This is a genomic window from Curvibacter sp. GW821-FHT09D12 (assembly GCF_059416245.1).
Map to the genome: position 1 here is coordinate 21,153 of NZ_JBWKOU010000011.1, position 25,600 is coordinate 46,752.

The window sequence follows — 25,600 nt, forward strand, 5'->3', positions numbered from 1 at the left end:
GCCTCGGGCCCGATCCAACGGGTTCACCCGACGGGGCTGGGTGAAATCCCCTGTCTATGAAGGGGATTCCCCCGTACACTGACCGCCGGTAGTGGTCGCTACTGCCGGCGGTGCTTTGGGCCGCACTTATTCCCTCCCTGTGTGATCAACAGCCATGACGACCCTCGCGAGCATCGATCAAACCCGAGCCTGCCTGTCGGGCGCCCTGCAGGCGGGCGAGATCTGGCCCGCTTTTCAACCCCTGGTGCACCTGCGCAGCCGCCGGATTGCGGGCTTCGAGGTGTTGGCGCGCTGGACCTCGCCGGTGTTGGGGGCCGTGCCCCCCGGGGTGTTCATTCCGCTGGCCGATGGCCTGGGCCTGCTGCACGAACTCAGCCTGCACCTGATCAGCGAAGCCTGCGCGCGGGCCCGCGACTGGCCAGGCGATTTTTATCTGGCTTTCAACCTGGCACCCAGCCAGTTTCTGCGGCCTGAACTGGCCGCTGAGGTGCTGGCAGCGGTGAGCCGGACAGGCTTTCCGATCCAGCGCGTGCAGGTTGAAATCACCGAAAACGCCTTGTTCCACGACAACCAGGTGGCCCGCCGCAGTGTCGACGCCATCAAGCAGATGGGCGCCACCCTGTCGCTGGACGACTTTGGCACCGGCCACTCCAGCCTGACCCGGCTGCAATCGCTGCCGTTTGACGAGATCAAGATCGATGCCAGCTTTGTGCGAGCGCTTGAGTCCGATTCAGGCAGTCTGAAGATCGTCACGGCGGTGCTGGGCCTGGGGCAGAGCCTGGGGGTGCACGTGATCGCGGAAGGCATTGAGACCGAACGCCAAGCCAAGCTGCTTGAGCAGCTGGGTTGCGTTCTCGGCCAGGGCTACCTTCTGGGCCGCCCGGCACCCCATGCCCAGGCCCAGGCGCAGCTGGCGCGAGACGGGTGCCACAACAACGGCCATGACTCGCCGCTGGACGCCTCTCCTTTCCAGCGCCTGCACCAGCTCGAAACCTTGTACCAGGATGCGCCCGTGGGGCTTTGCTTTCTGGACACCGAAATGCGGGTCATCAGTGCCAACCCCAAGGTCATCCAATACCTGGGCCTGGGGCAGGTCGAATTGCGAGGGCAGCCGGTGACACGGGTGTTGAGCCAGCCGGGGGCATCGGGCTTGCTGGACGCGCTGCAACAGGTGCGTGCCGGGGCTGATCTGGCCCCCTCTGAGTACAGCCACAGCGGCACAGGCGCAACTTTCCTGGTGGCCCATCAGCGCGTTTGCAATGAACTGGGCGAGTGGCTGGGTATTTCACTGGTGGTGATCGACATCACGGCGCGGGTCACGGCCGAGCGCGTTCTGCAGCAGAGCGAGGAGCATTTCAGGCGCTCGATCGAACTCGGACCCAACATTGCCTGGGCTGCCGGCCCTGACGGTGTGATCGACTACATGGGGCCGGCTTTCGAATGGACCCCGCTCAATTCAGCGCAGGAGCGCTACCAGCGCTGGCGCGACCGCATGGATCCGCAAGATCGCAACCGCGTGCACGAAGAGTGGCTGGCACACCTGCCCAGCCGGGCCCCGTTCAAGACCGAGTTTCGCATTCTGTGGCCAGACAACAGCTGGCGCTGGGTGCGCAGCCAAGCTTATCCCCACCTGGACGAGCAAGGCCGGGTGTTGCGCTGGTACGGCATCATCATGGACATCTCCAGCGAACGCAGGCTGGAGGAGCGCGTGGCCGAACTGGAGCAGAAGATGTCCCACTGGGGCCTGCCGGCCCGTACCGATCAGGCGTAGGTGTTGACCGAGTTGCCCATCGTCTCGGTGGGCTTGGGGGGCTGGGGCTGGGAGTTGCTGGCAGGGGCTGGCGCCGCGCCGGCACGGGTGCCGTCGTTGTCGCCATCCGCATCCACGCCGCCGGTTTTGGCCACCGGGGTCTGGGCTTGGTAGGGGTTGCTGGAACCTACGGAAGAAATGCTGGACATGATGATCCTTGGTCAGGGTTGAAAAAGCGCTTTGTCATCGTTTGTATCGACATGCAGACAATTGGGCTGAAGCTGCTTTACCTGCCAGCAATTTTCCGCAGGCCTGGGGATCAGGTTCCGGTGGCCGCGTTGCTGTTGGCGTTGGCACTTTGCACCTGGATGCGGAAGTGCTCGATGGTGCCGTCTTCCATGGCGGCCTTGATCCAGTTGGGCTTGCGGCCCTTGCCGCTCAAGGTACCGTCCCAGGACAGGCCCCGGCCTGGATCGTAGAAGGTGGCCGGGCGCTTGAGCTTGTTCGGCGCATGGGTTCGACTCAGTGAACTGAGCGCCACCTGAGACGGGGTGAGTTGAAACTGTTGCACCAGGGTTCGGGCCAATTCGACGGCCTCTTTCCTCTTGGAGCGGAACAATTCATCGCGTCGCGCCTGAAGCTGCGCGATTTGCTGATCGAGGGATCGGATTTCATTGAACATAAGCCCGCTATTTTAGGGACTTGTGAAACGGGTTCGCCGCCTGGGCCATCGGCCCGGCGGCATTGCCCTGCAGGGTTGGATCAATCCAGCGAGGCGCCAGCCTTTTTGATCACGTCGGCAAAGCGGCTCGATTCGCCATCCATGAACTGCTTGAACTGATCACGGGTGGTGGGGAAGGGTTCATAGCCGAACGAGGCGAATTTTTCTTTCACGTCGGCTTCTGCCAGGGCTTTCTCTACGTCACGCTTGATCTTTTCAGCCACGGCGGGCGACACGCCCTTGGGTGCGGCGATGGCGTTCCAGCCCGTCACCTCGTAGCCCGCCGGCCCGCCGGATTCGACCACCGTGGGCACATCCGGGAAGTTGGCCAGGCGCTTGGGCGCAGCCACGGCCAGGAAGCGCAGCTTGCCGGCGCGTTGCAGAGGGCCGGCGGTGGCGCTGGTGCCCAGGGCAAAGGTCAGCTCGCCATTGGCCACCCCGGTGTACAGCTGCGTGGTTTCCTTGTAGATCACGTGCACCATGTCCGTCTTGGTCATGCTTTCCAGCAGAGCCGAACCCAGGTGCACCGGGTTGCCCACCGACCACGAACCGTAATTGAGCTTGCCAGGGTGGGCCCGTGCATCGGCAATCAGGGCGCCCATGTCCTTGTAGGGGCTGTTGGTGGCCACGTTCACGAAGAAGTAAGTCTTGAACAGCGGCAGGATGATGTCGAAATCCTTGGCCACATCGTAGGGCAGCTTCTTGAACAGGTGCGGGTAGGCCGCGATGTGCACGTTGTCGAGCTGGATCAGGTCGTGCCCGTCGTTGGCGCCCCGCTTGAACGCATCGATCGCGATGAAGCCGTTGCCGCCTGGGCGGTTTTCCACCACCACCGGTTGGCCCCACATGCGCGACAACTTGTCTGCCACCAACCGTGCCACGCCATCCGGGCCGCCCCCCACCGGGAAGGGCGTGATGATGCGCACCGGCTTGGTCGGGAACTGCGCCGCCGGGGCGCTGCTCTGGGCCTGGGCTGGCAGCAGGGCACCGGCAGCACCCAGGCCGAGGGCCAGAGCGGCCAGGCGACGGGTCAGTGACAGGGGGGGGCGAGGAGCATGTTGCATGGATTGTCTCGGTTGTCGGAGGAAGATACAGACGCTTAAACGGTCGGTTTGAGCGCTGTTCGCGCGTTCTGGATTGTCGACACTCGGGTAGGCCCAGGCCAGTGAGCTGACGTCATATCAGCTAGAACGAATTGGCATGACGCTGCGGTAGCTATGCCATGAGAAACAGGTGGTGCCACCCGATGAGGTCGGCGCTGTGCCTGGGCTGCTCGGGGGGGGCGCTGGGGCAAGTCTTCAGCGGTGCAGGCTTTCCCATTGCACCCAGGCACCCGCACCTTCGTTTGCCGTACTGTGCCGAAACCCGATCAGCGCTTTTTGCACATCGCCGCCAGCGCCCTCCCAGGTCGATAGGACACCAGTCCCCATGGGGCGCACACGCGCCGGCTGATCGCGCTTCGTCCAGCAATGGATGGCCGTGCACCCCGCGCACCAAGGTGTGCGGCCGCGATGTTGGCCCGGAGCCCCCGCTGCCTGTTACAGGCCCATGAATTCATGCCGCATTCACACCCGTGCCCCTGCGTGAGGCTTGGAGGCAGCAAACACTGCGCGTCCAGCGGCATGCTGGCTGCCGGCCCCGGCACAGGCCGGCCTCGTCGTGGCCGGGGTGCCGAGGTACAACAACGCACCGGCTGCGCCGTTCAAGGCCTGTATCGACCACATCGTCCGCGTCGGGCGGACCTTCGGCTTTAACCTCAGTTGCGGCGGTGGGCCCTACTGGCCCTTGCTGGCCGAGCGCCACCCTGTGGCGGCCTGCGGCCCCACCGCCTTTGCATGCCTGGGTGTAGGAAACGTTGATGGTGTCGCCATCAAATATGACGAGCTCACCGACCCCCAGCGGGTTGGTTCGAACAGCCCGGCCGATGCAGCCGCGAACCCTCTGGTGCAAGCCCTGTCTCACGGCGCCTGGTCAGGCAGGGTGAACTCGAACCGGTAGGCGTGGGTGCCGTCGGCAGCGATATCAATGACCATCTGTCCTGACAAGCCCGCCAACGCTTCTGTTCCCGAATCCGGCACCACCTGGATCGACTGTGCCGGGACACCTCGGGTCATGGTCGAGCTGTGCTGCAGGACAAAGCTCCCACTTCGCCCGTCAAGACGGCCACGCACCAACTCCATGGCGACGTACCCGGCCGAGCCATCGGTGGCGCTTCGGAAGGCCAGCATTTCTCCGGTACTGGTTGCGTCCAGCGGGCCGTGGAATCGTTTGTCGAGAGACATTCGCTTCAGGCCGCTGGAGGCAGCCACGCTGCTCAGCGCCTGGGGCGCGATCTGGATGTCGAACAAACCGTTTGCAGAATTTGAAAACATGGCGGGCTTTGGAACAAGGGGTCAAGGGTTGGCCGCGGCGCCTGCGGCGCGAAAGTGGCCGACGCAGGCGCTGCGACAATGAAGTACGAAGAGCTTTCCATCACCTGACTTTTCAGGGTGGCTCTGAATTGAACAATATCGCGCAAGATGACGATTGGAAAAACGCGACGGCCTGTGGCATCCGAGCCGAGGGGCGTGCTGCACGCGCTGGTGGCTGGCGAAATCGAACACCACAGAGTGGCACCGTTACCGGCACTGGCCGATTGGGTTGAGCATTTCTGGCGGGTGCGCTGGAACCTCGAAGGGCTGGCACCCAAGGTGGTGGAAACGCTGCCTCACCCGAATGTGCATCTTGTCGTTGAGAAGGGTTCAGCCCGGGTGTTCGGCGTTCATACCGGGCGCTGGACACGCGTGCTGGAGGGCCGCTCCACCGCCTTCGGCATCAAATTTCGACCCGGTGCCTTTCGCCCTTTCCTGGGGGGCCCTGTCTCTGGCTTGAGGGATGCATCGCTACCGAGCGACACATTGTTTGGCGCTGAGTCCCATGAGTTGGACGCCATCTCCGACTGTGGTCACGGCCCCGGAGGCGATGTTCAAGCGGTCCAATTGGCGACGCGCTTCTTGCTGGCCCGACTCCCTGCTGCCGATCCGAATGGCCTGCTTGCCGGCCGGATGGTCGACAGCGTCGTGGATGATCGCCAAATGCACAGTGCCAAGGCGCTTGCCGATCAGTTCGACATGAGCCTGCGTGCCACGCAGCGCCTGTTCAATGACTACGTTGGCATCGGTCCGAAATGGGTGATCAACCGGTACCGTGTGCATGAGGCGATTGCACAGGTGCAGGCCGGTGGCGCTGTTTCCTGGACGGCTCTTGCGCTGGATTTGGGGTACTTCGATCAGGCGCATTTCATCACCGACTTTCGCAAACTGGTCGGAGAGACGCCGGTGGGCTATGCGAGCAAATGGAACGAATCGAACCTTTCGAGGCTGGCCGCCTCGGGTGCCTAAGCACCCATCGGCGAGCACAGTTCGATCAGGGTCCCGTCTGGAGCGCGAACATACGACACCACCTGGCCCCAGGGCTTGCGGCTGGGCGCGGCCAGTTCGGTGGCGCCGGCCTGAAGGGCTTTGGCATGGGCCGCCTCGACCTCGGTGGTGACCAGGCCCAGCTCCATTCCCAAGGGGGCTTTTGACTCCGACGCCGCGACATGGCCGCCCGGGAAATTGCCGTGCCCAAGCGCATGGTCCGCGAAGGCCAAGGTGGTTTCGCCGGTGTTCAATTCACCGTAGGTGCCAGATTCGTGCAGAAATTTCACTTCAAAGTCGAACGCGGCCGCAAAAAACTGCAGCGAGGCTTTGACATCGGGCACATAGACGATGGTGTATCCGAGCTTCATGGTGTTCCAGTTTCTCTAGGGGATGCGCGGGCGCCAGGCCCAGGCAAATGATCCTATCAGCCCATGGCCCGGGCCAAACGGCGGCGGTGGTGGGAATCATCCATGATCGTGCAGACCGCCCACCTTTCAGCCCTGAAGCATGGCCGGGAGGCCGTACCATTGCGGCCATGAGCGACACCTACCTCGTCACCACTTACGCCGACAAGGACCAAGTCAAGGCCCTGGGTGCCCGCTGGGACCCGGCGCGGCGGCAATGGCGGGTGCCGGCCGGGCTGGACCTGGGGCCTTTCGCGCGCTGGCTACCCCAGGGGATGGCGCTGGAGCCGGTGGCCAGCGCGGGGGCGGTAGCCCGTGCCGCCGGCACGGCATTGACCGAGCCCTTTAGCGGCAGTGCCGGTGCCCTGGCCCCGGCCGATGCCAAGGGAATTTCGTTGTCGCGTCTGCTGGGCGGCGTGGCCGTGGCGGTGTCCGATGCCTTTCGCGAAGGTGTGTGGACCACGGTCGAGGTGGTCGATGTGCGGGCGCGCAACCATGTCTACCTCGAAGTCTCGGAGCGTGACCTGAGCGGCAACACGGTGGCCAAGGCCCATGCCGTGATCTGGTCCAGTGTCGCCCAGCGCATCCTGCCGGCTTTTCAGCAGGCCACGGGGGTGGAGCTGGCGGCAGGGCTCAAGCTGCTGGTGCGCGCCCGGCCCGTGTTCAAGGCGCAGTATGGGTTTTCTTTGGAAGTCGACGAGATCGACCCCAACTACACCCTGGGTGATCTGGAGGCCAGCAAACGCGAGATCCGCGAGCGCTTGCGCCGCGAGGGCCTGTTCGCGCTGAACCGCGAACTGCCTCCGCCCTGGGACTTCAATCATGTGTTGGTGGTGGCGCCCGAAGGCGGCGCGGGTCTGGGCGACTTCCAGGCCGAGGCCAGCCGGCTGGAGCGCCATGGCCTGTGCCGCTTCGTCTACGTGTACAGCCGCTTTCAGGGCGAGGGGGCACCAGCCGAGATACGGCTGGAGTTGCTTGCTGCGTTGGAGCAGATCCGCGCCAATCACCCCTGGCTGCCCGATGCCGTGGTGTTGATCCGGGGCGGTGGGGCCGTCAATGACATGGCGTGGTTGAACGACTACGCACTGGCGCGCACCCTGTGCGAACTGCCGGTGCCGGTGTTCACCGGCATTGGCCACGAGCGCGACAACACCGTGCTCGATGAGGTGGCCCACCAGCGGTTTGACACCCCCTCGAAGGTGATTGCCGGCATCGAGCAGGTGATTCGCGAACGGGCTCACCAGGCTCGCGCCCTGTTCGACGGCATTGCCAGCCAGGCGCGCCGCAGCGTGGAGCAGGCCCGCCTGCAGGCGACGCAGCTGAGGGCCCAGGTGCATGCGGGGGCGCTGGGCCAGGTGGCGCTGGCCAAGGCCGGCGCTGGCCAGGCCATGACGGATGTTCGGTTGCACGCGGTGGTCACCGTGCGCCAGGCCACCGATTCGGCCCAAAGCCGCCTGGGCGAGGTGCAGCAACTGGCGCGGGCCCAACTGCAGTCGGCCCAGCGCGAGACACCAGCGCTGATCGGAGAGATCCGCGCCGAGGCGCGCCAAATGCTGCGCACGGCCCGCCTGCAGGTGAGCAGCGACCTGGAGGCCATCCGCAGCCAGGCCAGGGCAGACCTGCGCCAACAGCAGGACCACCTCAGCCGCAGCCTGGGCGATATCGGCGCGCTGGCGCGCCAGGCCGTGGCCCAGGCACGCCAGGGCAGCGAAAGCCTGATGCGCGAGATCGCCGGCCAAGGCCCCGGCAAGACCCTGGGCCGGGGCTTTGCCCTGGTGCGGACCGACTCGGGCGAACCCATCACCAGCGCCTCGACCACTGCGGCCGAGGTGACGCTTCAATTTCACGACGGCCAGCGCGCCGCAACCCTGCTCAAGCCATGAAACACAGCTTCAAGGAATCCTATGGCGTTCTGCAACGCCACGCCCAGACTCTGCGCGAACAGCGCGAACCCAACATCGACGACCTGCTTCAGATCGTGGAAGAGTCAGTGAGCGCATTCAAGATATGCCAGGCCCGCATCGATGCGGTCGAGAAAGCGCTCGAAAAAGAGTTGGGCGAACCCCAGCGCGACGCCGCCGAGCGAGGCCAGGTGCCCTCGGCGGCCCCGGCAACGAGCCTGGCCACCGACGACGACGTGCCGTTCTGAGGCTGGGGACGGCCCCAATTCAGAGCGGAGGCGATTCCCGTTTGAAGGGCCCCGGGACTTGCGGCACCTGGGCAGCCCAAGCCGCATGGCCTGATCAGCGGAAGAGGGCCGCCGGGCCGCTGGCAAGCTCAGGGGGTCACAGGAAATCCTGCATGAACGGGCCCTGGAGCGTGATCTGGCAAGCTGAATCCGTCTGGGTGTAACCCCGCGACTCCAGGTCTTTCATCACTCGGTTGACCATTTCACGGGAGGCGCTGACCATCTTGGCGATGTCCTGACGGGCAATCCGTTCGCGTATCACCATCGTGCCGTCCGGCCCCGGTTCAGCCACTGCGCAGCTTGCACAGCGCGAGCTGGCGCCCGCATTTGTCGGTCGACGTCACCCGTACGCGACCTGTGAGCACGATGAACAGCAGGTCCGAATGGGCATGTTGCTTCACCGGAATCTCGCCTCGTCCGAACCGGCGTTTTTGTACGGCCAGGGCGTTCGACTCGGCCTGTGATGGCGTCAAGCGACTGAAAACCGGGATGCGCCGCAGCAGTTCCAGGTTGGAGACCATCGTGCTCATAGGTGCTTGGTCCTGATTGGTCTTGATGGGGCGAGTCGTTGAATCCTGAGCGCCCGCCAGCGCGTGTAGGGTCTTGGTGCTCTGCCTGAGGGTGTTGATCGCCGGTAGGGCGGGTCGACGGGGTGTCGCTCGCGGTTGCGCGGGTGGTGGTGCACACGAGGCCCCCGGCCCAGTGACCGCACGCCATCGTGGATCAAGGGCAGGTTCGCCGCCATCCCGTGTGTGCGAGGCGTTCACGGAACGAAGACCAGGCCGCCTTGCTGACCAGTGCGCCCGGCGTGCGGGTCAGGCAAGCGAGTAACTGCAGTTCGCGTGTGGTCAGCGCCACCTGTTTGTGGTCAGGCGAGACCGGAGCAGCTTCTGCCGTGAGCAGGCGCCACGCGGCCTGCGCAACATCGGTGCCGGTGTGGCGATCAGCGCGTCGCAACAGTGAGCGGATGCCGGCCACGATTTCATTCAGGTCGGTCGGCTTGACAAAGTACTGCAAGGCCCCGGATTCCAGGCCCGTGATGCGGCTCGAAAGATCGCCCCGTGCGGTCAGGACCACGACATGTTGGCCTTGCACATCTGCTGGCTCTGGAGCAGGTTGATGGCCTCCTCGCCCTTGTACACGCCACTGGTGCCTTGCAAGTTCGGCTGAGTGGAGGGGGCGCCCCATGGCCGAGTTGACTCGGTAACCGGTGCTCAGGCGGGTCAGCGAGCAAGCAGCGGTTCGGCTGGACTGAGGCAGGGCAGCCTGGCGGTGGCGGTGGCGGTGGCGGTGGCGGTGGCGGTGGCGGTGGCGTTGGCCGCTGACCGATCTATCGCCCTGGATCCGACTTGTCAGTCACAACCGGGCGTGTAGGCCACCACCCGCTGCTCAATCACCCCGAACGGCCCTGGCTGACCATCGCCCTGAATCCCGGGCCAGCGCGCCTCCATGCGCACGCGGTCGCCAAACTGCATGAAGGCGGTGCGTGGGCCGCCGTGGTCCAGCATCTCGATGACTCGGCGTTCGGCGATGCAACTGGAGCCGACCTCGCGCGCACTGTTGGAGACGGTGCCCGAGCCGATGATCGTGCCTGCGCTCAGGCGGCGTGTGCGGGCCGCATGGGCGATCAGCTGGTGGAAACCGAAGTTCATCTCGCCGCCGTGCGGGTGGCCGAACCATTGGCCGTTCCAGTGCACCTGCAGCGGCAACTGCACGCGCCCGTCGCGCCAGTGCTCGCCCAGTTCATCGGGTGTGATGGCCACGGGGGCGAAGCTGCTGGAGGGCTTGGCCTGCAGAAAGCCGAAACCGCTGCGCATTTCGCGCGGGCCCAAGGCGCGCAGGCTCCAATCGTTGATCTGCACCAGCAGGCGCACATGGGCCAGGGCCTGTTCGGGCGGGGTGGCCATGGGCACCTCGTCAAGCACCACGCCAAACTCGCCTTCGAAGTCGATGCCATCGGCCTCGCTGGGCAGTGGCACGTCGGCCTGGGGGCCCAGAAAATCGTCGCTGGCGCCCTGATACATCACGGGGAGGGTGTCGAAATCGGGGATGGGCGCGGTGTTGAAGGCGCGTTCCATGAGGCGGCCATGGTTCAGGAAGGCCGATGCGTCGCACCATTGCGGGCTGCGCGGCAGCGGGGCCTGGAGGCTGGCTGTGTCCAAGCTGAAGGCGCCGGGCAGTTGGCCGGCGTTCAGGGCGTCGTAGCGTTGCTGCAGCGCAGGTGCCACCCGGGCCCAGTGCTGCACGGCGTGCAGCAGGCTGGGGGCGATGTCGCTGGCGTCGACGCCCTGTTGCAGCGGGCGCGAGACCAGGATCAGGCGGCCGTCGAGGTGGCCTTCGGGGTGGGCGAGGGTGGCGAATTTCATCAAGGGCTCCGGGTCGAGGCGGTGAGGGATGTGGGCTGTTTCAGTGGCCGTCAGAGATGGTGGTGCCGCCATCGACCACCAGGTTCTGGCCGGTGATGAAGGCGCCAGCGGCGCTGGCCAGCAGCACGGCCAGGCCGGCCACTTCGTGGGGCTCGCCCACGCGGCGCAAGGGGGTCTGGGCCAGGCGACGGCGCATGAAGTCGTCGTTGGCCAGCAACCCGGTGGCCAGCGGGGTGCGGATCAGACCCGGTGAAATGGCATTCACTCGCACCCCCTGGGGGCCCCATTCGACGGCCAGGTTGCGTGCCATCTGGGCCAGGGCGGCCTTGCTCAGGCCATACAGGCCGATGTGGGTGTTGCCACGCAGGCCGGCAATGCTGGACATCAGCACGATGCTGCCCTGGCCGGTGGCGGCCATGCCGGGCAGCAGGCCGGCGCACAACTGGTGCACGCTTTTCAGGTTGACGGCCATCACCTGGGCCCAGTCGGCATCGCTGACTTGGTGCAGTGGGCCGGCCGGCCCTTGCAAGCCGGCATTGGCCACCAGCACCTGGGGCGCACCGAAGGGCTTGGAGGCGGCGTGGATCAATGCCTGCACCTGGGCCGGATCGGACAGGTCGCAGGGCAGGGCGGCGGCGCTGTGGCCGGCCGCGACGAGGGCCTGGCAGAGGTCGCCGCAGGCCGTGGCGTCGCGGTCGCTCACCAGAACCCGGGCCCGCTGGCGGGCCATGGCCCAGGCCAGGGCCTGGCCCAGTCCGCCGGTGGCGCCGGTGATCAGCACGGTGCGCTGGCTGAGATCGAACAGGTCGATGCCTGTCATGGACAGTGCTGGCACGGGCTCAGTCCAGCGTCACGCCCACGGCCTTGATGACCTGGCCCCAGCGTTCGGTTTCGGACTGGATGAATCGGGCGTACTCGGCGGGGCTCAGAGGTGCGGGGGTGACGGCGAAGTCGCCAAAGCGCTCCATCACCTCGGGGGATTGGACGGCCTTGACGACGGCCGCATGAAGTTGCGCCACCACGGCGGCTGGCGTGCCCTGGCGCACCACCACACCTGTCCAGCCCGGGGCATTGAGCTTGCCCAGGCCCAGTTCGGCCAAGGTAGGGACCTGGGGCAGTTGGCGCAGGCGCTTGTCGCTGCCCACCACCGCCAGAGCGCGCAGCTTGCCCTCGCGCACATACGGCAGGCTGTTGGCGGCGACGTCCAGCATCAGGTCGATGTGGCCGCCCATCAGGTCCTGCAGGGCCGGCGCGGCGCCTTTGTAAGCCACGTGCTCCAGATTGCCGCCGGTCTCGCGACGGTACATCTCCATCCAGATGTGGGGCTGGCTGCCGATGCCAAAAGACCCGTAATGCAGCGGCTTGTCGGCCTTGGCGGCCAGCTGCAGGTCGGCCAGCGACTTGATCGGGCTGTTGGCGGGCACCACCAGCACCAGGGCCGAGGTGAGCAGGCGGGTCAGGGGAATGAAGTCTTTCTGGACGTCGTAGTTCAGCCGTGGGTAGAGGGCGGCGTTCATGGCGAAGGGGCCGATGTCGCCATAGAACAGGGTGTGGCCGTCTGCGGGCAACTGCTTGACGTAGGCCGCTGCGATCTGCCCGCCTGCACCCGGCTTGTTCTCGACGATGACCGGCTGCTTGAGGCTGAGCGTGAGTTGCTGCGCCAGGACGCGCGACAGGGCGTCGCCGAAGCCACCAGCCGGGTAGGGCACGACCCAGGTGACGGCACGGCTGGGCACCCAGGTGGTGGTGCTGTTGTGGCTGGTGTTGGCCTGTGACCAGGCGCTGGGGGCCAGCGCTGAAGCGACGGCCGAGAGAAGGAAGTTGCGTTTGCTGTTCACGGTTGTCCCCATGGTGTGGCGGCGGTACACGGCCCTAGCCGGAGCCGTGAGGCTTGGCCGGGCGGAGTTTGACGCTCAGTGTGCTGCCGGGGGCTGGCGTGAAATTGCGGGTGTTGTCGCTTTCTTGCGGTGTGGGGCCGGGCCGGGCTGGGCGGGTCAGTGGGCTTTGCGCAAGGCACTTGGGGTCTGGCCCCAATGGTTCGCAAAGCGCTTGCTGAAATGTGAAGCGGTGGCAAAGCCCAGCTCGGTCGCGATGTCGGCAATGGTCTTGCGGCTGTGACGCAGGCGATCCAGGGCGCGCTCCATCTTGCATTGCAGGACGTAGCGATGAGGCGTGAGGCCGGTGCTGAACTTGAAGCAGCGGCTGAAGTGATAGGGGCTGAGCTGGCAGGCGTCGGCCATCTCCTGCAGGGTCACGGCGCGGTGCAGGTGGCTGTGCACCAATTCGGCCACGGTCTGCAGCTGGCGCCGTGTGAGGCTGCTGGGGCGGGGTGCCTGGCTGGTGGGGGTTCGGTAGTGTTCTAGCAGGTGCACGGCCACGCTCATGGCCATGCCTTCGGCAAAGCGCGGCTGCAGCGAGGAATTGTCGGCCAGCGAGGTGATCAGTGTGCGGGTGATGTCGGCCAGCAGGCGATCTTGCACGCCAAAGCAGCTGCGCAAGGCGCCAGGGCCCAATGGTGCGCCATGAACCCGCTCCAGCCATTGGGGAGACAGGTCCAGGTGCAGGTTGTCGCGGGGCAGCTCGGATTGCCAGTAGCTGGGCGTGTCGGCCGGCAGGAGCAGCACTTCGCCGGTACGCCATTCGGCGTCGGAATTCAGGCTGCCGTGTTGCTGCAGCAGTCGGGTGGGTGGACCGTTGCGCACAATGATGCAGTGCTTGCCAGCCGGCGGGATGTAGAGGTCCGAGGCGTCGGCCACCTGATGCCACACCGACAGCCCATGCCAGGGCCGGCCGCGGCTGGATTGGCGGATCTGCTCGTCGGGCACCGCTGCCAGGGGCTCTTCCAGGTAGGTCTGCTGGGCCTCGGACCAGCGGCGTTTGTCGAACGTGTGCAGGGGCATGTCTTGTCTCGGCGCTTTGTTCTTGGAACCCGCATTATTGGCGAGTTGTTGGGCGTGTGCCTGCAGGTGGTTCCGCTCCTGTCGCTGGGCGCCACGCGCTCACGCGAGGTGCGCGATGCGCGTGCGGGCCAGGGCGACGTGGGCTTGCAGGGCTGCCAAGCAGGGGGCAAACGAGGCGCTCAGTGGGGCCCGTGCCAGACCTTGCACAAAGGACTCAGCCAGCGGCAGGGCCTGTTGCCAGGCACGGGCGCTGACCTGATCGGCAATGTGCAGGTTCAAGGGCCGTTGCGGCAGGTCGCCTCCGGTGGTGGGGGCGAAGGCCATGGGGGTCATGTCGTAGGCCGGTGCCAGGGTGTAGGGGCGGCCGGTATCGGACATGAAGGAGAGGTTGCCGGCGTGCATGTCGGTGTTGCCGATCAGCGTGCCGAAGGCCCAGAGCAACTCGGCCCCCTGCACCGCCGCGGCCTCAACCACCCCTTCACGGGCCAGGGCTCGGGTCATGTCGGGCCAGCGGCCTGGGCGGCCAGCAAATTCGGTATCCAGGGCTGCCAGAGAGTACAGGGCGTGGCGGCCCCGGGCGCCAACCCGGTCAAAGCGTTGCACCTCCAGAAAGCGTTGTTCGCCATGGTCCAGTACAGCGCAGGCCGCGGCGGGTATGCCGTGCTCGCGCAGTACCTGCAGCGCCAGGTGTTCGGCCCACAGCAGGTCGCGCCAACGCTGGCTGACGGCGCCCGGCACCGGGGCACTGAACTTGACGATGACGTGCGCGGACGCCGTTGCGCCGTCTGGTGCAGCAAGCTCGGCATACGCCGTGAACTTGGGTTGCTCCCCACCGGCGGAGGAGCCCGGTAGCTCGCCCTGGGCGGCGGTGGCGGCGCGGCTGGCGTATTGCAGGGGCTTGGTGGCCAGGGGGATGGCTTCCGGGGCTGGGGCGTTGATGAATTGCTTCAGTGCATCGCTGCCCAGAAGCAGGTTGCCAGGCAGGTCGCTGCCTTGCAGCAGCAGGGCCCGCAGGATGTCGGTGTCGGCCCAGTCCGGCAGGCGTTCGGGCAGGCCCAACTGGGCACCATGGCGCTGGTTGTAGGCGCGGCCCAGATAGCCCTGGGGGCGCATGTCGAACACCCACCAGGGCAGGCCGTCGCTGAAGGTGGCCGGAGCATCGGGGGGCTGCATCACATAGGCGTTGGCGTGCACGGGGATCAGCAGGCCCTGGCTGAGGACCTGCCCCGCCGGCGAGACGCTGTAAACCGGTGCCTGCAGTGCACTGCGCGAGGCGTCACGCAACGCGTATTGAATAGATCGGGCGGCCCCGATGGTCACAACTTCATTGCCCAGCGCCTTCAGGGTGCGTGACACGGTGGGCTGGCTGGCTTGCAGAGCCAGCATGAGCGATCTGGCGGTCTGAGCGCCTTGCCGAAGGCAACGGCGTGCCTGCTCGGTCAATGGGCTGGTGGTGCTGTTCACGGCTTGGAGCTTACTGGATTCGAGTGCTCATGTGAATAGATGAATGAATAGATAGTTGAATGAATATTTGAATGGATATACGAGTTGATATTTCAATTTTGGCCAGCCATCAAGGGCGGCGGCGTACCCGCACGCCGCCGCCGCCGGGACGGGCTGCCGAACGCAGGGCGGGGCGTTTGGCTTCTTTGGTCGGCGGCGTTGCCGGGTGGCCAACGTTCGGTGCCTTGGCTGCGGCCGTCTTGAGCGATGCGGCAGCCCACTGCTCGCGCAACTGTTGCAGTTCGGTCTGTTGCTGGGTCAGCAGGTCTTGCGCCAATTTCAGCTGCGCGTTGGCCACCCCCAGGCCTTGTTGCAATTCGGATGCCTGTTGTTGCGCCTGGGCCAGCGCGGCCTGATGGGCTTCACGTTGCTCTTCGAGCAGCTTTTCAAGGCGTTGGCGAGTGGCACGTTCTGTCTTGGCCTCCTGGCGGGCGCGGTCGATTTCGAGACCGGCACGGGTGGCTGCACTGTCGGCACGTTCTTCGGTTTTTCGGCGGTCGTCATTCAGGGCTTTCAGTTCAGCCTGGTGACGGTCTTCATCGGCGTGACGCCGTTCGCGCAGCAAGCGCAGGTCTTCTTGCAGGCCCAGCAGGTGCTGGTGCTGGCCTTGGGCCTCCAGTTCGGCCTGCTCCAACCTTTGCTGCAGGGTGCTGTTCTGTGCCCGCGCTTCGCCAAGCGCTTGCTCCTGGGCTTGCAGGCGGGCCTGCATCACGGCTTCGCGTTGGGTCAGGGCCTGGGCCTGCTCGCTGAGGTCGGCTTCGCGTTGCTTCAGGGCTTCGCGCTCGGCTTGCAGGGCGGTATCGGCCTGGGCAGAGGCTTCTGCCTGCGCCTTGGTCCACAGGGTTTCTGCAGCCTGCAACAGCCAGTCGGGCAACTGGTCGCCCCAACCTTGGGACCCAGCCAATCCGCGCACCCGTTTGCCAAGACCGGCAAACCAGATCTCCAGCATGGGGGCAATGGTGTTTGGTGAACCATGGCCCAGGTGCAGGCGCACTTTTTCGATGGTGGGCCGCTGGCCCTGGGCCAGCAGTTCGTCGGCGGCGCCATCGACCTGGTGCTGTTGTACGCCACGAGAAGAACGGGTTTGCATGGGTCGGTTCCGATGTTAAAATAACAAGCGATAAATGATGTTTATCGTGATTAAATACAAATATAAGTGTGTAATCATACTGTGTACGTGTGATTTGTAATAGATGGAATGCCCATGAACCTCATGCTTCGCCAAGTCTCGGGGGCCCTCAAGCCCAGTGAATTGAGCGCACACAGCCAGAAAGCCGTGGACGAACTGATCCACGAAGGCGATTCTGAAAACACCTTGCGCAGTTACCGGTCGGCGCTGCGGTACTGGGCCGCCTGGTTTCTGGTGCGGTATGGCCAGAAGATCGAACTGCCGGTGCCGCCCAGCGCGGTACTGCAATTCATCGTGGACCATGCCCAGCGCACCACGGCCGATGGTCTGGCCCACGAACTGCCTGAGAGCCTCGATGCCGATTTGGTGGCCGCTGGCTTCAAGGCCAGGCCAGGCCCGATGTCACTGAACTGGATCGTGCATCGGGCGGCGGTGCTGTCCAAAACCCATCAGTTGGCTGGGGCCAGCAACCCCTGTGAAGATCCGCAGGTGCGCCAGTTGCTGTCGCGCACCCGGCGGGCCTTTGCCAAGCGGGGCGAGTTGCCCAACAAAAAGGACGCGCTGACCAAAGACCCCTTGCAGGCCTTGCTGGACACCTGTGACGACTCGCTCAAAGGTTGCCGAGACCGCGCCCTGCTGCTGTTTGCCTGGGCCAGTGGCGGGCGTCGGCGTTCTGAGGTGGCGGGCGCCGACATGAAGTTTCTCAAGCGCGTGGGTGCGCAGGATTTTGTCTACAAACTGGCCCATTCCAAGTCGAACCAATCCGGTATCGACCGCCCCGAAAACTACAAGCCGATCCAGGGGGTGGCCGCCCAGGCGTTGGAGGCCTGGCTGGCCCAGGCCGGCATCCGCGAGGGACTGATCTTCCGGCGGGTGCTCAAGGGCGGGCACCTGGGCCCTGCCCTGTCGCCCGCCGCCGTGCGCGACATCGTGAAGGCACGTTGCCTGCTGGCGGGCATCGAAGGCGACTTTTCGGCCCATTCACTGCGCTCAGGCTTTGTGACCGAGGCCGGTGCGCAGGGCATCCCGCTGGCCCAGACCATGGCCATGACCAGCCACCGCAGTGTGGCCACCGTGATGGGCTACACCCGGCACGTGGGCGCTCAGGCCCAGGCGGCCGCGAACCTGATCCGTTCGCCAGACGTCCCGGATACCGATGCACCCGGTCGGTGAATGAGGCGTGCCGGTGCCGAACCTGTGAACCTTTGACTGGGTATTGTTGAATGGTGGCTCAGCGCCCCCCGGATGCCTGTGCAAGTTGCGGGTGCCCAATGAGAAATAGGCAGCCCCACGCGAACCGTTTTGACTGGATGGCGCCTCTTCACCTGGGAGGATGGTCCTCACATCAATCTTTACCGGAGTTCGTCATGGTGTATGTCAAGAATGTTCCCACCTGGGAGCGCGTTGTTCGCGTGGCCGTGGGGCTGGGTGCGGTGGTTTTCACCGTTCTGAACTGGGGTTCGCCATTGGCCATGGGGGCCGGGGCCATGGGCGCCGTGCTGTCGCTCACCGGCCTGGTAGGCTTTTGCCCCATGTGCGCGATGGTGGGCAGAAAGCTTCACAAAGGGCACTGAACATGGGGTTCCCGGCCGATCAATCTCAGCTCATCCAGGCGGCCCAGACAGGCGACCCCGCTGCCTTGGCCCGCTTGTTGGCCGTGTGCCAGGCCGATGCCCGCCGATACGCCCGCCGGCACTGCCAAGCCAGCGATGTGGATGACGCGGTGCAGGCGTCTTTGCTCACGGTCATGCAAAAGGTGCATGGCCTCAAGGTGGTCGCGGCCTTTTCTTCATGGTTGTTCGTGATGATCCGGCGTGAGTGCCGCCGGTTGGAGCGCCTGGTCTTCAGGTATGACAGCCTGGACGACGAGCTGACCGAGCGTCAACTGGCGGCACGCAGTGACGACGTGTTGCGGCTGGATCTCGCCAAGGCGCTTGAGTCACTGCCGGCGCATTACCTTGAAGTGGTGTTGCTGCGTGATTTTGAGGAGTTGACGATCGCCGAAATCGCAGCACGTCTGGGGGAGCCGACTGGCGCCGTCAAAAGCCGCCTGCATCGGGCCCGGGGGCTGGTGCGCGAATACCTGCTTGGCTCCTGAGTGCGGGCCTGCTGCCCTGCTGCCCTGCCGCCCGCGGGCCTTTCGGCCTGGTGTGTTGAAGGGCCCGGTCCGGGCCCAACGCCCGCTCAGTCCAGCGAGGAGCGCGTGTTGCGGATCACTTCGGCCATGACGCGCGACTCCTCGGCAATGAACTTGCTGAAGGCCGGACCCTGCAGGTTGAAGGGTTCATAGCCGAAGGCGGTGAACTTCTCCAGCATGTCGGGTTCGGCCAGGGCTTTTTGCAGGTCGGCACGCAGGCGGTCGACCCAGGGCCTGGGCAGGCCGGGCGGCGTGGCCAAGGTGGTCCAGCCCGTCACTTCGAGGTCTTTGGGGCCGCCGGCCTCGGCCAGCGTGGGCACGTCGGGCAAGGCGCTCAGGCGCTTGCTGGCCACCACGGCCAGGTAGCGCAGCTTGCCGGCCCGGTACAGGGGGCCCGTGCTGCCACTGGAGCCGAGGGCGAAAGACAGGTCGCCGTTGGCCACGGAGGTGTAGAGCTGGGTGGTTTCCTTGAAGATCAGGTGCTGCATTTCCACCCCCAAGGCCGAGGCCAACCGGGCCGAGCCCAGGTGGACCGGATTGCCAACCGACCAGGATCCGTAGTTGAGCTGGCCGGGGCGGGCTTTGGCGTCGGCCAGCAGGTCCTTGATGTCTTTGTAGGGGCTGTTCTTGGCCACGGCCACGAGGAAATAGGCCTTGAACAAGGGTGCCAGCGGCTCGAAGTCGCGGGCTGGGTCGTAAGGCAGCTTTTTCATCAGGTGCGGGTAGACGCTCAGGTGCACGTTGTCGAGCTGGATCAGGTCGTGGCCATCGGTGGCGCCGCGCTTGAAGGCATCGATGGCGACAAAGCCGTTGCCACCGGGCTTGTTCTCGACCAGCACGCCCTTGCCCCAGGCGCGCGAGAGTTTGTCGGCCACCAGTCGAGCCACGCCTTCAGGGCCGCTGCCCACCGGGAACGGCGTGATGATGCGCACGGGCCGGTTCGGAAAATCCTGGGCCAGCGCAAAACGGCTGAGGCTGCCCAGTGTGCTGGCGCCAACGGCGGCGGCGATGAGTTGGCGGCGTTGCACGCCGGCTTGAAGTTGGGTCATGTGGTCTCCTGCTGCCAGGCGTGGGCTGGCATCGAAAAAAAGGGTGCAGAGCCTGGCCCTGCACCCGTCAAGCCTGATGCTGAGTCAGGTCCCCGGAGGAAGCTCGGGTGCGGGCTTCAGAAGCGGTGCAGCACGCCGAGTTGCAGGCCGTTGATGGTGCGGCCGTTGACATCGGTGCCGGCGAAGTTGGTGCCCAGAGCGGCCGAACCCGCCGGCCGGAAGCCCGCCGCGCTGCTGTTGCGCAGGGTTTCGTACAAGGCCGACAAGGTGGTGCGCTTGGACAGCGAGTAGTACGCACCCACGGCGCCGCCACTGGCGTTGTGTCCGGCACCGGATTGGTCGTTGATGCGGCCCCACAACGCCCCCACACGCAGTGCATCGGTCACGCGGTAGTCGGCCGAGAGCTGAAAGATGTCGTAGGTGCGGTTGACCGAGGTTGAGGTCCAGGTCACCACGCCGCCCGTGTTGCCTAGCACGCTGCCGGCATCGTTGCCGTTGGCGTTCGACGCGATGTTGTTCGAGCGCACATAGGCCGCATACACCTTACCCTTGCCATAGTCGTAGTTGGCATACAGATAGTGATAGAACACCGCCGCATCGATGACCGATTTCTGCGGCGCCTTGGCGCTCAGGCCGGCGTAGCCCACGCGCACCGGGCCGTTGAGGTAATCGGCGGCCAGTTGCACGATGGGGGTGCTGACCTGGGTGCCCGATGCGCTGGCCTGTTGCTGGGCGAAATGCGCCTCGACCTGCACTCCGGCCCAGCGCGGCGAGATGTAGGCCACATCGTTGTCAAAGCGGGCAGGCACGCCGAAGTTGTTGATGACCGAGCCCAGGGTGCGGGCGGTGAAGTCGGTGTAGTCGCCACGGGTGAAGGGCGCCGAGTTTTGCCGACCGATGCGCAACTCGCCAAGCCCTTCCTGTGACAAGCCGACCCAGCTCTGGCGGTCGAAGGCGCGACTGGCATCAGCCGTGGCGCCGGTGTTGGTGCTCAGGCCCAGCTCGAGTTGGAACCGGGCCTGCAGACCGGCACCCAGGTCTTCGTTGCCTCGGAAACCCAGTCGGCTGCGCAGGTCCTTGCCGTCTTGCAGGGCATTGACGTGCGCACCGCTGGAACTGCTCATGTGGTTGAAGTACTGGTCGATGCTGCCGTAGATGCTGACGCTGCTGCTTTGCGCCTGTGCGCCCGCGGCAGCCAGTGCCAGCGTGCCCAGCGCGAGGCCGCGGGTGACCTGCCGAAGGGAGGCCTGCTCGCCTGCAGGCCGGGATTGAGGGGCGGTGGTTTTATTCAAGTCTGTCTCCTGTTGAACCTTGTCGAATCCGGAAAAGCGGGTTGCCCACTTCTCTGGGGCCGGAGTTTGCGCAAGGTCAAGCAGACTGCAAAGATGCCGCCACGGGCATCGTGATCACGTGAGGTTATAGCGGGGGTCGGATAAGGGGGTGACGCCTCGATTCACGTGGTGGGCCGCCCGGTGCAGGTGGGCGATGAAGTGGCGCAGCACGGGCGACGGCACCGAATCGCTGCGCAGGATGGCACCGACCTGGAGCTCGTAGCCCACCTCGGCCAGTTCGATGATGGACACGAACTGGGCCACGATGGGCAGGCGGGCAATCTGGATCGGCATCAGGGCCACGTAGTCGCCCGAGGCCACCAGCGACAGCAGCGCCAGGGTCGAGTTGACGATGGCACCGATCTTCGGCGCGGTCAGGCCGTGGTGCTCAAAGAACAGTTTGGCGTAGCCCGATTCGCTGTTGGAGCCGGTGTACACCCAGCGGGCCGTTTGCAGGTCGGCCAGTTCCTTGGCCTTGAGCCAGGGGCTGCCCTTGCGCACCGTGGCCACCATGGTGGTCTTGATCAGGGGTTCGACAAAGAACTCGCCCGTGGCCAGGTCATCGGGAATGCCACCGATGGTGATGTCGACCTCGCCCGAGCGCAGCTTGTGCAATTGGGCGACATACAGCTCTTCAGCCACGCGCAGGCGGATGTCGGGGAACTCCTGCACGAAGGTGCGCAGGGTTTCGGGAACCAGCAGCATCACCGCCAAAGGCACGGCACCCGCGCGCAACTCGCCGATCAGGCGCCCGTCCATCTGGTTGATTTCGTCGACCGCCGAGCGCAATTCGCGTTGCGCCTTCACCGCGCGTTCGTACAAGACCTTGCCTTGGGCAGTCGGTGTGACCCCCCGCGAACTGCGGGTCAGCAGTGTGGTCGCGAGTTCGATCTCCAACTCGCGGATCATTTTGGTGAGCGCCGGCTGCGACACGCCAGCACGCCGGGCTGCGCTGCGCAGGCTGCCCTCTTCGATGGCTGCCACCAGGGCATTGAGCGTGACCAGTTTCATGCGATGTCTCCTGGGATGGGGTGTTGCGCTTTGATGCACATCACTTTATCAATCACCCCAGGTTATCGCCGACTGTGTTTTGTGATCACTTTCGGGCCTAAGTGCCTGTTCAGGATCGCGCACGACCCGTGGGAGATCGGAGACCGGCGCTGAAGCCCGGGCCGAATCAGGGCAAGGCGGCGGTGACCACCATCTCGATGCGCCAACCGGGTCCAGCCAATGCGGCCTGCACGGTGGCGCGCGGCGGGGCGTTGCCGGCAGGCACCCAGGCGTCCCAGACGGCGTTCATGCCGGCAAAGTCGTTCAGATCGGGCAAGAAGATCTGGGCCATCAGGATGCGGCTCTTGTCGGTGCCGGCGCGCTCCAGCAGGGCGTCCACCGCAGCCAGCACCTGGGCGGTCTGGCCCTGGATGTCGAGGCTGGCGTCTTCGGGTATCTGGCCGGCCAGGTACACGGTGCCATTGTGGATGGCCATATCGGACAGGCGAGCGCCGACGTCAAAACGTTGAATCATGAAAAACAATCCTTGCGATGCGGGTGTGTTGTGGGGGTGCGCCCCCAGGCGGCTCGGTCCCGTGCTGCACTGCGAGCCGCCTGGCAGGACTGCCAAGCATACGGCGTGGTGACGGCGGGTTAGCGCAAAACGCAAGCGCTGCCGGTATCGGCGCGCGAAAAAGGCGCGAGACTTTGTGTCTTGCGCTGCCCGATGAGGCCATGGCGGTGGCCATCAACTGGCTTGGGTGACGGGGCCGCTGGCCTGCATCACACAGCGCGCAGCCGCCAGGTCCCACCCGGCCCAGCCGCAACTCTTGAAGAAGACCGGGCCACCCTGCTGCACTGCCCTGCCCGCCCAGGCTGGTCGATTCAGGATCAGATCGGCCAGTGTGGGCAGTTGAGTGACGTCGATGCCCGCCTGCAGCAGGTCGCCGGCTTCATGGTCGGCATCGCGGGTGTCGACCACCATGGTGCCAATGGCCGCCAGGTTCCGGCAGACATCGGCCCGCCATTCAACCATCCGGGGGGTGAACGCCCCGACCGCCGCTACGAAGGCATCCTGGCGCGGCATGGCGCTCAGCGCCACTTGTTGGGCCGGTGTGCAGCTGACCACCAAGGGGCAGTGGGCCAGGGCGGCATCTGCGTCCGGTGCGTGGTGGGCCCGCAGTCCCAGGGCTTGGGCGTGCACGATCAAGGCCTGGGCGCTGGCTTTGCTGCGCGAATTGACCCACACCTCCCGCACGCCCAGGCCGCTGTGAAAGGCTTCCAGATGGGCTCGCCCCTGAACCCCGGCACCCACGATCAGCAAGGGGCCCTGCGGGTTTGGAGCCAATTTCTGTGCGGCCAGCAGCGACACGGCCGCGGTGCGGCGGGCCGTGACGGTGGGCCCATCAAGCAAGGCCATGCGACGGCCATTGACACTGTCGAACACCACGATGTCCCCCTGGATGGCAGGCAGCCCACGTGCCGAGTTGTCGGCCACAAAGGTGATGAGCTTGGTGATGGCCAGTCGGGCATCGCAGGCCGGCATCACGAAAAGCGAGCCCCCTGAGGGCAGGGGCTGCACGATGCGGGCAGGAACCTGCACCGTGGGGTCCCGCAGCAAGGCCTCGATGGCCAAGGCCAGGGTGGGATAAGGCAGGGCCTGGGCGGTCGCGTCGGGGTTGAGCAGGAGGGCAGGCATGGCGCGTGGCGTGCTGTGGCGTGAAGGCCGTTGTTTTATCAAAAAAGCCAATTGGGTTCGGAGGCGGATCTCGAATCGCTGAAAGTGCCCGTGCTGGATACAACAAGAAACATAAATACTGGCTATGTGTCCTCTTTGTATCAAAACGTGAGGCATTATTTCGCCGATAAGCGGTGCTCAATCGATTTGACAGCCCGTGGGCTGCTTGCATCCCCGATGTGCTGGACTGGAGCGCCTGGGGTATCAACAATGCCACAAGGAGTGCCATGTCCGTGTTCGATCATGATGTGCTGAAGGGCTCTGAATGCTGGCCTGATCTGGCGGATCCAGAGCCTTCGCTGCCGGCCGGGCTGGACCTTGTGCAAGGGGCTCAGGGCTTGGCCGGCTTGGGTTTGCTGGGCAGCCTGGCGGCCTGCGGCGGCGGTGAAAGCGCCGACGCCACACTGGGATCGCGTGAGGGCGTGGTGCCCCTGGCCACGCAGGTTCTACCGACAATGGCCGAAGCCGCCCGGTTTCTGACCCAGGCCACTCCAGGCTATACCGCGGCAGACTTGTCGGCGGTGGCCAGCACCGGCTACAGCGCGTGGTTGAACAAGCAGTTTGCGCTACCGCGCAGCCAAAGCCACTGCGATTGGCTGAACGCACGTGGCTACAACGCCGCAAGCAATATCTTCAGTACGGCTGGGCTGGACAATACGATCTGGCGCAAGCTGATCAGTTCGGGGGATCCCTTGCGGCAGCGAATGGTGCTGGCCTTGTCCGAGATCTGTGTGGTGTCGGTGCTGGGGGTGAATGCCTCGTGGCGTCAGTACGCGGTGGGCCACTATCTGGACTTGCTGGAGGCCAATGCCTTTGGCAACTACCGCAAGTTGTTGCAGGACATTTCGCTGAGCCCTGCCATGGCTTACTACCTGACCTTTCGCGGCAGCGCCAAGGCCAACCCCAAGACTGGCAGCGAGCCCGACGAGAACTATGCCCGCGAGTTGATGCAACTGTTCACCATCGGCCTGGTGCAGCTCAATGCCGACGGTACGGTGAAAACACGCGCCAACGGAACGGCCCTCGAGACCTACACCCAGGCCGATGTCAGCGGTCTGGCCCGGGTGTTCACGGGTTGGAACGTGGATGTGGCGGGCCTGAGCAGCCCCTACCCCGCCGAATTTCAGCAGCGGCCTCTGGTGTCGGTGGCCTCGCAGCACGAGACTGGCAGCAAGACCTTTCTGGGCAAGACCATTGCCGCGGGCACGCCTGCGATGGAGGCCCTGAATCAGGCGCTGGACACCTTGTTCCAGCACCCGAACCTGCCACCCTTCATCAGCCGACAACTGATCCAGCGCTTCGTCACCAGCAACCCCAGCCCGGCCTATGTGGCCCGCGTCAGCGCGGTGTTTGCCAACAACGGGGCCGGGGTGCGCGGCGACCTGCAGGCCGTGCTCAAGGCCATCTTGCTGGACACCGAGGCGCGCAGTGCCACCACGGCGGCCCTGCCTACCTATGGCAAGTTGCGGGAGCCTGTGATGCGTTTTCTGGCCTGGGCCCGGGCCTATCGGGCCAGTTCGGCCACGGACACCTGGGCGGTGGGGGATTTGTCCGATCCGGCCACCCGCCTGGGCCAGAGCCCGATGCGCTCGGGGTCGGTGTTCAATTTCTTTCGGCCCGGCTACGTGCCCCCTGGCACGGCACTGGCCAGTCAGGGTTTGGTGGGGCCTGAGTTTCAGATCGCCAACGAATCGTCTGTGGCGGGTTACGTCAACTACATGCAACGCATGGTGACTGGCAGCGGGGCGGGGGATCTGACCCCCGATTACAGCAGCCTGCTGCCACTGGCTGCCGATGCGGCCGCCCTGTTGGCCGAAATCAACCGGGTGCTGGCCGGCGGACAGCTGTCGGCGCAGACACTGAATCTGATTCAGGCGGCGGTCACCACCCTGCCCTCCAGCAACCAGCCGAACGCCCTCCGGCGTATCCAGGCCGCCCTGACCTTGGTCTTGGCGTCCCCCGAATTCATTGTGCAGAAATAAGGCAGGATGGC

25 protein-coding genes and 1 pseudogene are annotated in these 25,600 nt (G+C 65.3%); 8 read left to right on the forward strand and 18 right to left on the reverse strand.

Going from position 1 to position 25,600, the window contains the following annotated elements; translation table 11 throughout:
* Positions 1-154 precede the first annotated feature (154 nt).
* Positions 155-1,771, forward strand: a complete 1,617-nt coding sequence (locus tag AC07PT_RS17985; RefSeq protein WP_494657574.1) for a sensor domain-containing phosphodiesterase — start codon at positions 155-157, stop codon at positions 1,769-1,771.
* Here the strand turns inward: AC07PT_RS17985 and AC07PT_RS17990 are convergent.
* From AC07PT_RS17990 to AC07PT_RS18005, 4 genes are all read right to left on the reverse strand, one after another.
* Positions 1,762-1,959 (reverse strand): hypothetical protein, encoded by a 198-nt coding sequence (locus AC07PT_RS17990; protein WP_494657575.1) that lies wholly within the window; start codon positions 1,957-1,959, stop codon positions 1,762-1,764. The genes AC07PT_RS17985 and AC07PT_RS17990 overlap by 10 nt on opposite strands.
* Positions 1,960-2,069: 110 nt before the next feature.
* The gene (locus AC07PT_RS17995; RefSeq protein ID WP_492345685.1) at positions 2,070-2,432 is read right to left on the reverse strand and encodes an H-NS histone family protein; all 363 of its coding nucleotides are present in this window, start codon (positions 2,430-2,432) and stop codon (positions 2,070-2,072) included.
* Positions 2,433-2,512: 80 nt separating this feature from the next.
* Complete coding sequence (locus tag AC07PT_RS18000) at positions 2,513-3,535, reverse strand: Bug family tripartite tricarboxylate transporter substrate binding protein (RefSeq protein WP_494657576.1); 1,023 nt, start codon at positions 3,533-3,535, stop codon at positions 2,513-2,515.
* 894 nt (positions 3,536-4,429) lie between these two features.
* A complete protein-coding gene (locus tag AC07PT_RS18005; RefSeq protein WP_492345687.1) occupies positions 4,430-4,843 on the reverse strand; it encodes a DUF3224 domain-containing protein in 414 nt (137 codons plus the stop codon).
* 195 nt (positions 4,844-5,038) lie between these two features.
* Between AC07PT_RS18005 and AC07PT_RS18010 the strand changes: the two genes are divergently transcribed.
* On the forward strand, positions 5,039-5,851 hold the full coding sequence (locus AC07PT_RS18010; protein WP_494657577.1) for an AraC family transcriptional regulator: 813 nt from the start codon (positions 5,039-5,041) through the stop codon (positions 5,849-5,851).
* Here AC07PT_RS18010 and AC07PT_RS18015 read toward each other — a convergent pair.
* Positions 5,848-6,240: a VOC family protein gene (locus tag AC07PT_RS18015; RefSeq protein ID WP_494657578.1), complete on the reverse strand. Its 393-nt coding sequence runs from the start codon at positions 6,238-6,240 to the stop codon at positions 5,848-5,850. The genes AC07PT_RS18010 and AC07PT_RS18015 overlap by 4 nt on opposite strands.
* A gap of 167 nt (positions 6,241-6,407) precedes the next feature.
* Between AC07PT_RS18015 and xseA the strand changes: the two genes are divergently transcribed.
* Positions 6,408-8,159, forward strand: a complete 1,752-nt coding sequence (gene xseA, locus AC07PT_RS18020; protein ID WP_494657579.1) for an exodeoxyribonuclease VII large subunit — start codon at positions 6,408-6,410, stop codon at positions 8,157-8,159.
* Entirely contained in the window at positions 8,156-8,425 is a 270-nt protein-coding gene (xseB, locus tag AC07PT_RS18025; RefSeq protein ID WP_492345691.1) for an exodeoxyribonuclease VII small subunit, read from the forward strand. The genes xseA and xseB overlap by 4 nt, the downstream gene beginning before the upstream one ends.
* A gap of 136 nt (positions 8,426-8,561) precedes the next feature.
* Here xseB and AC07PT_RS18030 read toward each other — a convergent pair.
* From AC07PT_RS18030 to AC07PT_RS18065, 8 genes and pseudogenes are all read right to left on the reverse strand, one after another.
* Positions 8,562-8,994, reverse strand: a pseudogene (locus AC07PT_RS18030) (cyclic nucleotide-binding domain-containing protein).
* Positions 8,995-9,187: 193 nt separating this feature from the next.
* The gene (locus tag AC07PT_RS18035; RefSeq protein WP_494657580.1) at positions 9,188-9,541 is read right to left on the reverse strand and encodes a response regulator transcription factor; all 354 of its coding nucleotides are present in this window, start codon (positions 9,539-9,541) and stop codon (positions 9,188-9,190) included.
* 275 nt (positions 9,542-9,816) lie between these two features.
* On the reverse strand, positions 9,817-10,830 hold the full coding sequence (locus AC07PT_RS18040; RefSeq protein ID WP_494657581.1) for a fumarylacetoacetate hydrolase family protein: 1,014 nt from the start codon (positions 10,828-10,830) through the stop codon (positions 9,817-9,819).
* Between the two features lie 40 nt (positions 10,831-10,870).
* The gene (locus tag AC07PT_RS18045) at positions 10,871-11,665 is read right to left on the reverse strand and encodes an SDR family NAD(P)-dependent oxidoreductase (protein WP_494657582.1); all 795 of its coding nucleotides are present in this window, start codon (positions 11,663-11,665) and stop codon (positions 10,871-10,873) included.
* A gap of 4 nt (positions 11,666-11,669) precedes the next feature.
* Positions 11,670-12,668, reverse strand: a complete 999-nt coding sequence (locus AC07PT_RS18050) for a Bug family tripartite tricarboxylate transporter substrate binding protein (protein ID WP_494657583.1) — start codon at positions 12,666-12,668, stop codon at positions 11,670-11,672.
* Positions 12,669-12,824: 156 nt separating this feature from the next.
* Positions 12,825-13,730, reverse strand: a complete 906-nt coding sequence (locus tag AC07PT_RS18055) for a helix-turn-helix domain-containing protein (RefSeq protein ID WP_494657584.1) — start codon at positions 13,728-13,730, stop codon at positions 12,825-12,827.
* Between the two features lie 99 nt (positions 13,731-13,829).
* Positions 13,830-15,194: a type II toxin-antitoxin system HipA family toxin YjjJ gene (yjjJ, locus tag AC07PT_RS18060; RefSeq protein ID WP_494657585.1), complete on the reverse strand. Its 1,365-nt coding sequence runs from the start codon at positions 15,192-15,194 to the stop codon at positions 13,830-13,832.
* Between the two features lie 109 nt (positions 15,195-15,303).
* A complete protein-coding gene (locus AC07PT_RS18065; protein WP_494657586.1) occupies positions 15,304-16,323 on the reverse strand; it encodes a DNA-binding protein in 1,020 nt (339 codons plus the stop codon).
* A 108-nt stretch (positions 16,324-16,431) separates the two neighbouring features.
* Between AC07PT_RS18065 and AC07PT_RS18070 the strand changes: the two genes are divergently transcribed.
* The 3 genes from AC07PT_RS18070 (at position 16,432) to AC07PT_RS18080 (ending at position 18,460) form a co-directional block, all read left to right on the forward strand.
* On the forward strand, positions 16,432-17,535 hold the full coding sequence (locus tag AC07PT_RS18070; protein ID WP_494657587.1) for a site-specific integrase: 1,104 nt from the start codon (positions 16,432-16,434) through the stop codon (positions 17,533-17,535).
* Between the two features lie 194 nt (positions 17,536-17,729).
* Positions 17,730-17,936 (forward strand): YgaP family membrane protein, encoded by a 207-nt coding sequence (locus AC07PT_RS18075; protein WP_492345703.1) that lies wholly within the window; start codon positions 17,730-17,732, stop codon positions 17,934-17,936.
* Between the two features lie 2 nt (positions 17,937-17,938).
* A complete protein-coding gene (locus tag AC07PT_RS18080; protein ID WP_494657588.1) occupies positions 17,939-18,460 on the forward strand; it encodes an RNA polymerase sigma factor in 522 nt (173 codons plus the stop codon).
* 86 nt (positions 18,461-18,546) lie between these two features.
* Here AC07PT_RS18080 and AC07PT_RS18085 read toward each other — a convergent pair whose 3' ends face one another.
* The 5 genes from AC07PT_RS18085 to AC07PT_RS18105 form a co-directional block, all read right to left on the reverse strand.
* The gene (locus AC07PT_RS18085) at positions 18,547-19,548 is read right to left on the reverse strand and encodes a Bug family tripartite tricarboxylate transporter substrate binding protein (protein WP_492345705.1); all 1,002 of its coding nucleotides are present in this window, start codon (positions 19,546-19,548) and stop codon (positions 18,547-18,549) included.
* A gap of 116 nt (positions 19,549-19,664) precedes the next feature.
* Complete coding sequence (locus AC07PT_RS18090; protein WP_494657589.1) at positions 19,665-20,840, reverse strand: porin; 1,176 nt, start codon at positions 20,838-20,840, stop codon at positions 19,665-19,667.
* A 114-nt stretch (positions 20,841-20,954) separates the two neighbouring features.
* Entirely contained in the window at positions 20,955-21,890 is a 936-nt protein-coding gene (locus AC07PT_RS18095) for a LysR family transcriptional regulator (protein WP_494657590.1), read from the reverse strand.
* Positions 21,891-22,056: 166 nt separating this feature from the next.
* On the reverse strand, positions 22,057-22,404 hold the full coding sequence (locus AC07PT_RS18100) for a RidA family protein (RefSeq protein ID WP_492345708.1): 348 nt from the start codon (positions 22,402-22,404) through the stop codon (positions 22,057-22,059).
* 213 nt (positions 22,405-22,617) lie between these two features.
* Entirely contained in the window at positions 22,618-23,568 is a 951-nt protein-coding gene (locus AC07PT_RS18105; protein ID WP_494657591.1) for a delta(1)-pyrroline-2-carboxylate reductase family protein, read from the reverse strand.
* Positions 23,569-23,834: 266 nt separating this feature from the next.
* Between AC07PT_RS18105 and AC07PT_RS18110 the strand changes: the two genes are divergently transcribed.
* The gene (locus tag AC07PT_RS18110; protein WP_494657592.1) at positions 23,835-25,589 is read left to right on the forward strand and encodes a DUF1800 domain-containing protein; all 1,755 of its coding nucleotides are present in this window, start codon (positions 23,835-23,837) and stop codon (positions 25,587-25,589) included.
* The last annotated feature ends 11 nt before the right edge of the window (positions 25,590-25,600 follow it).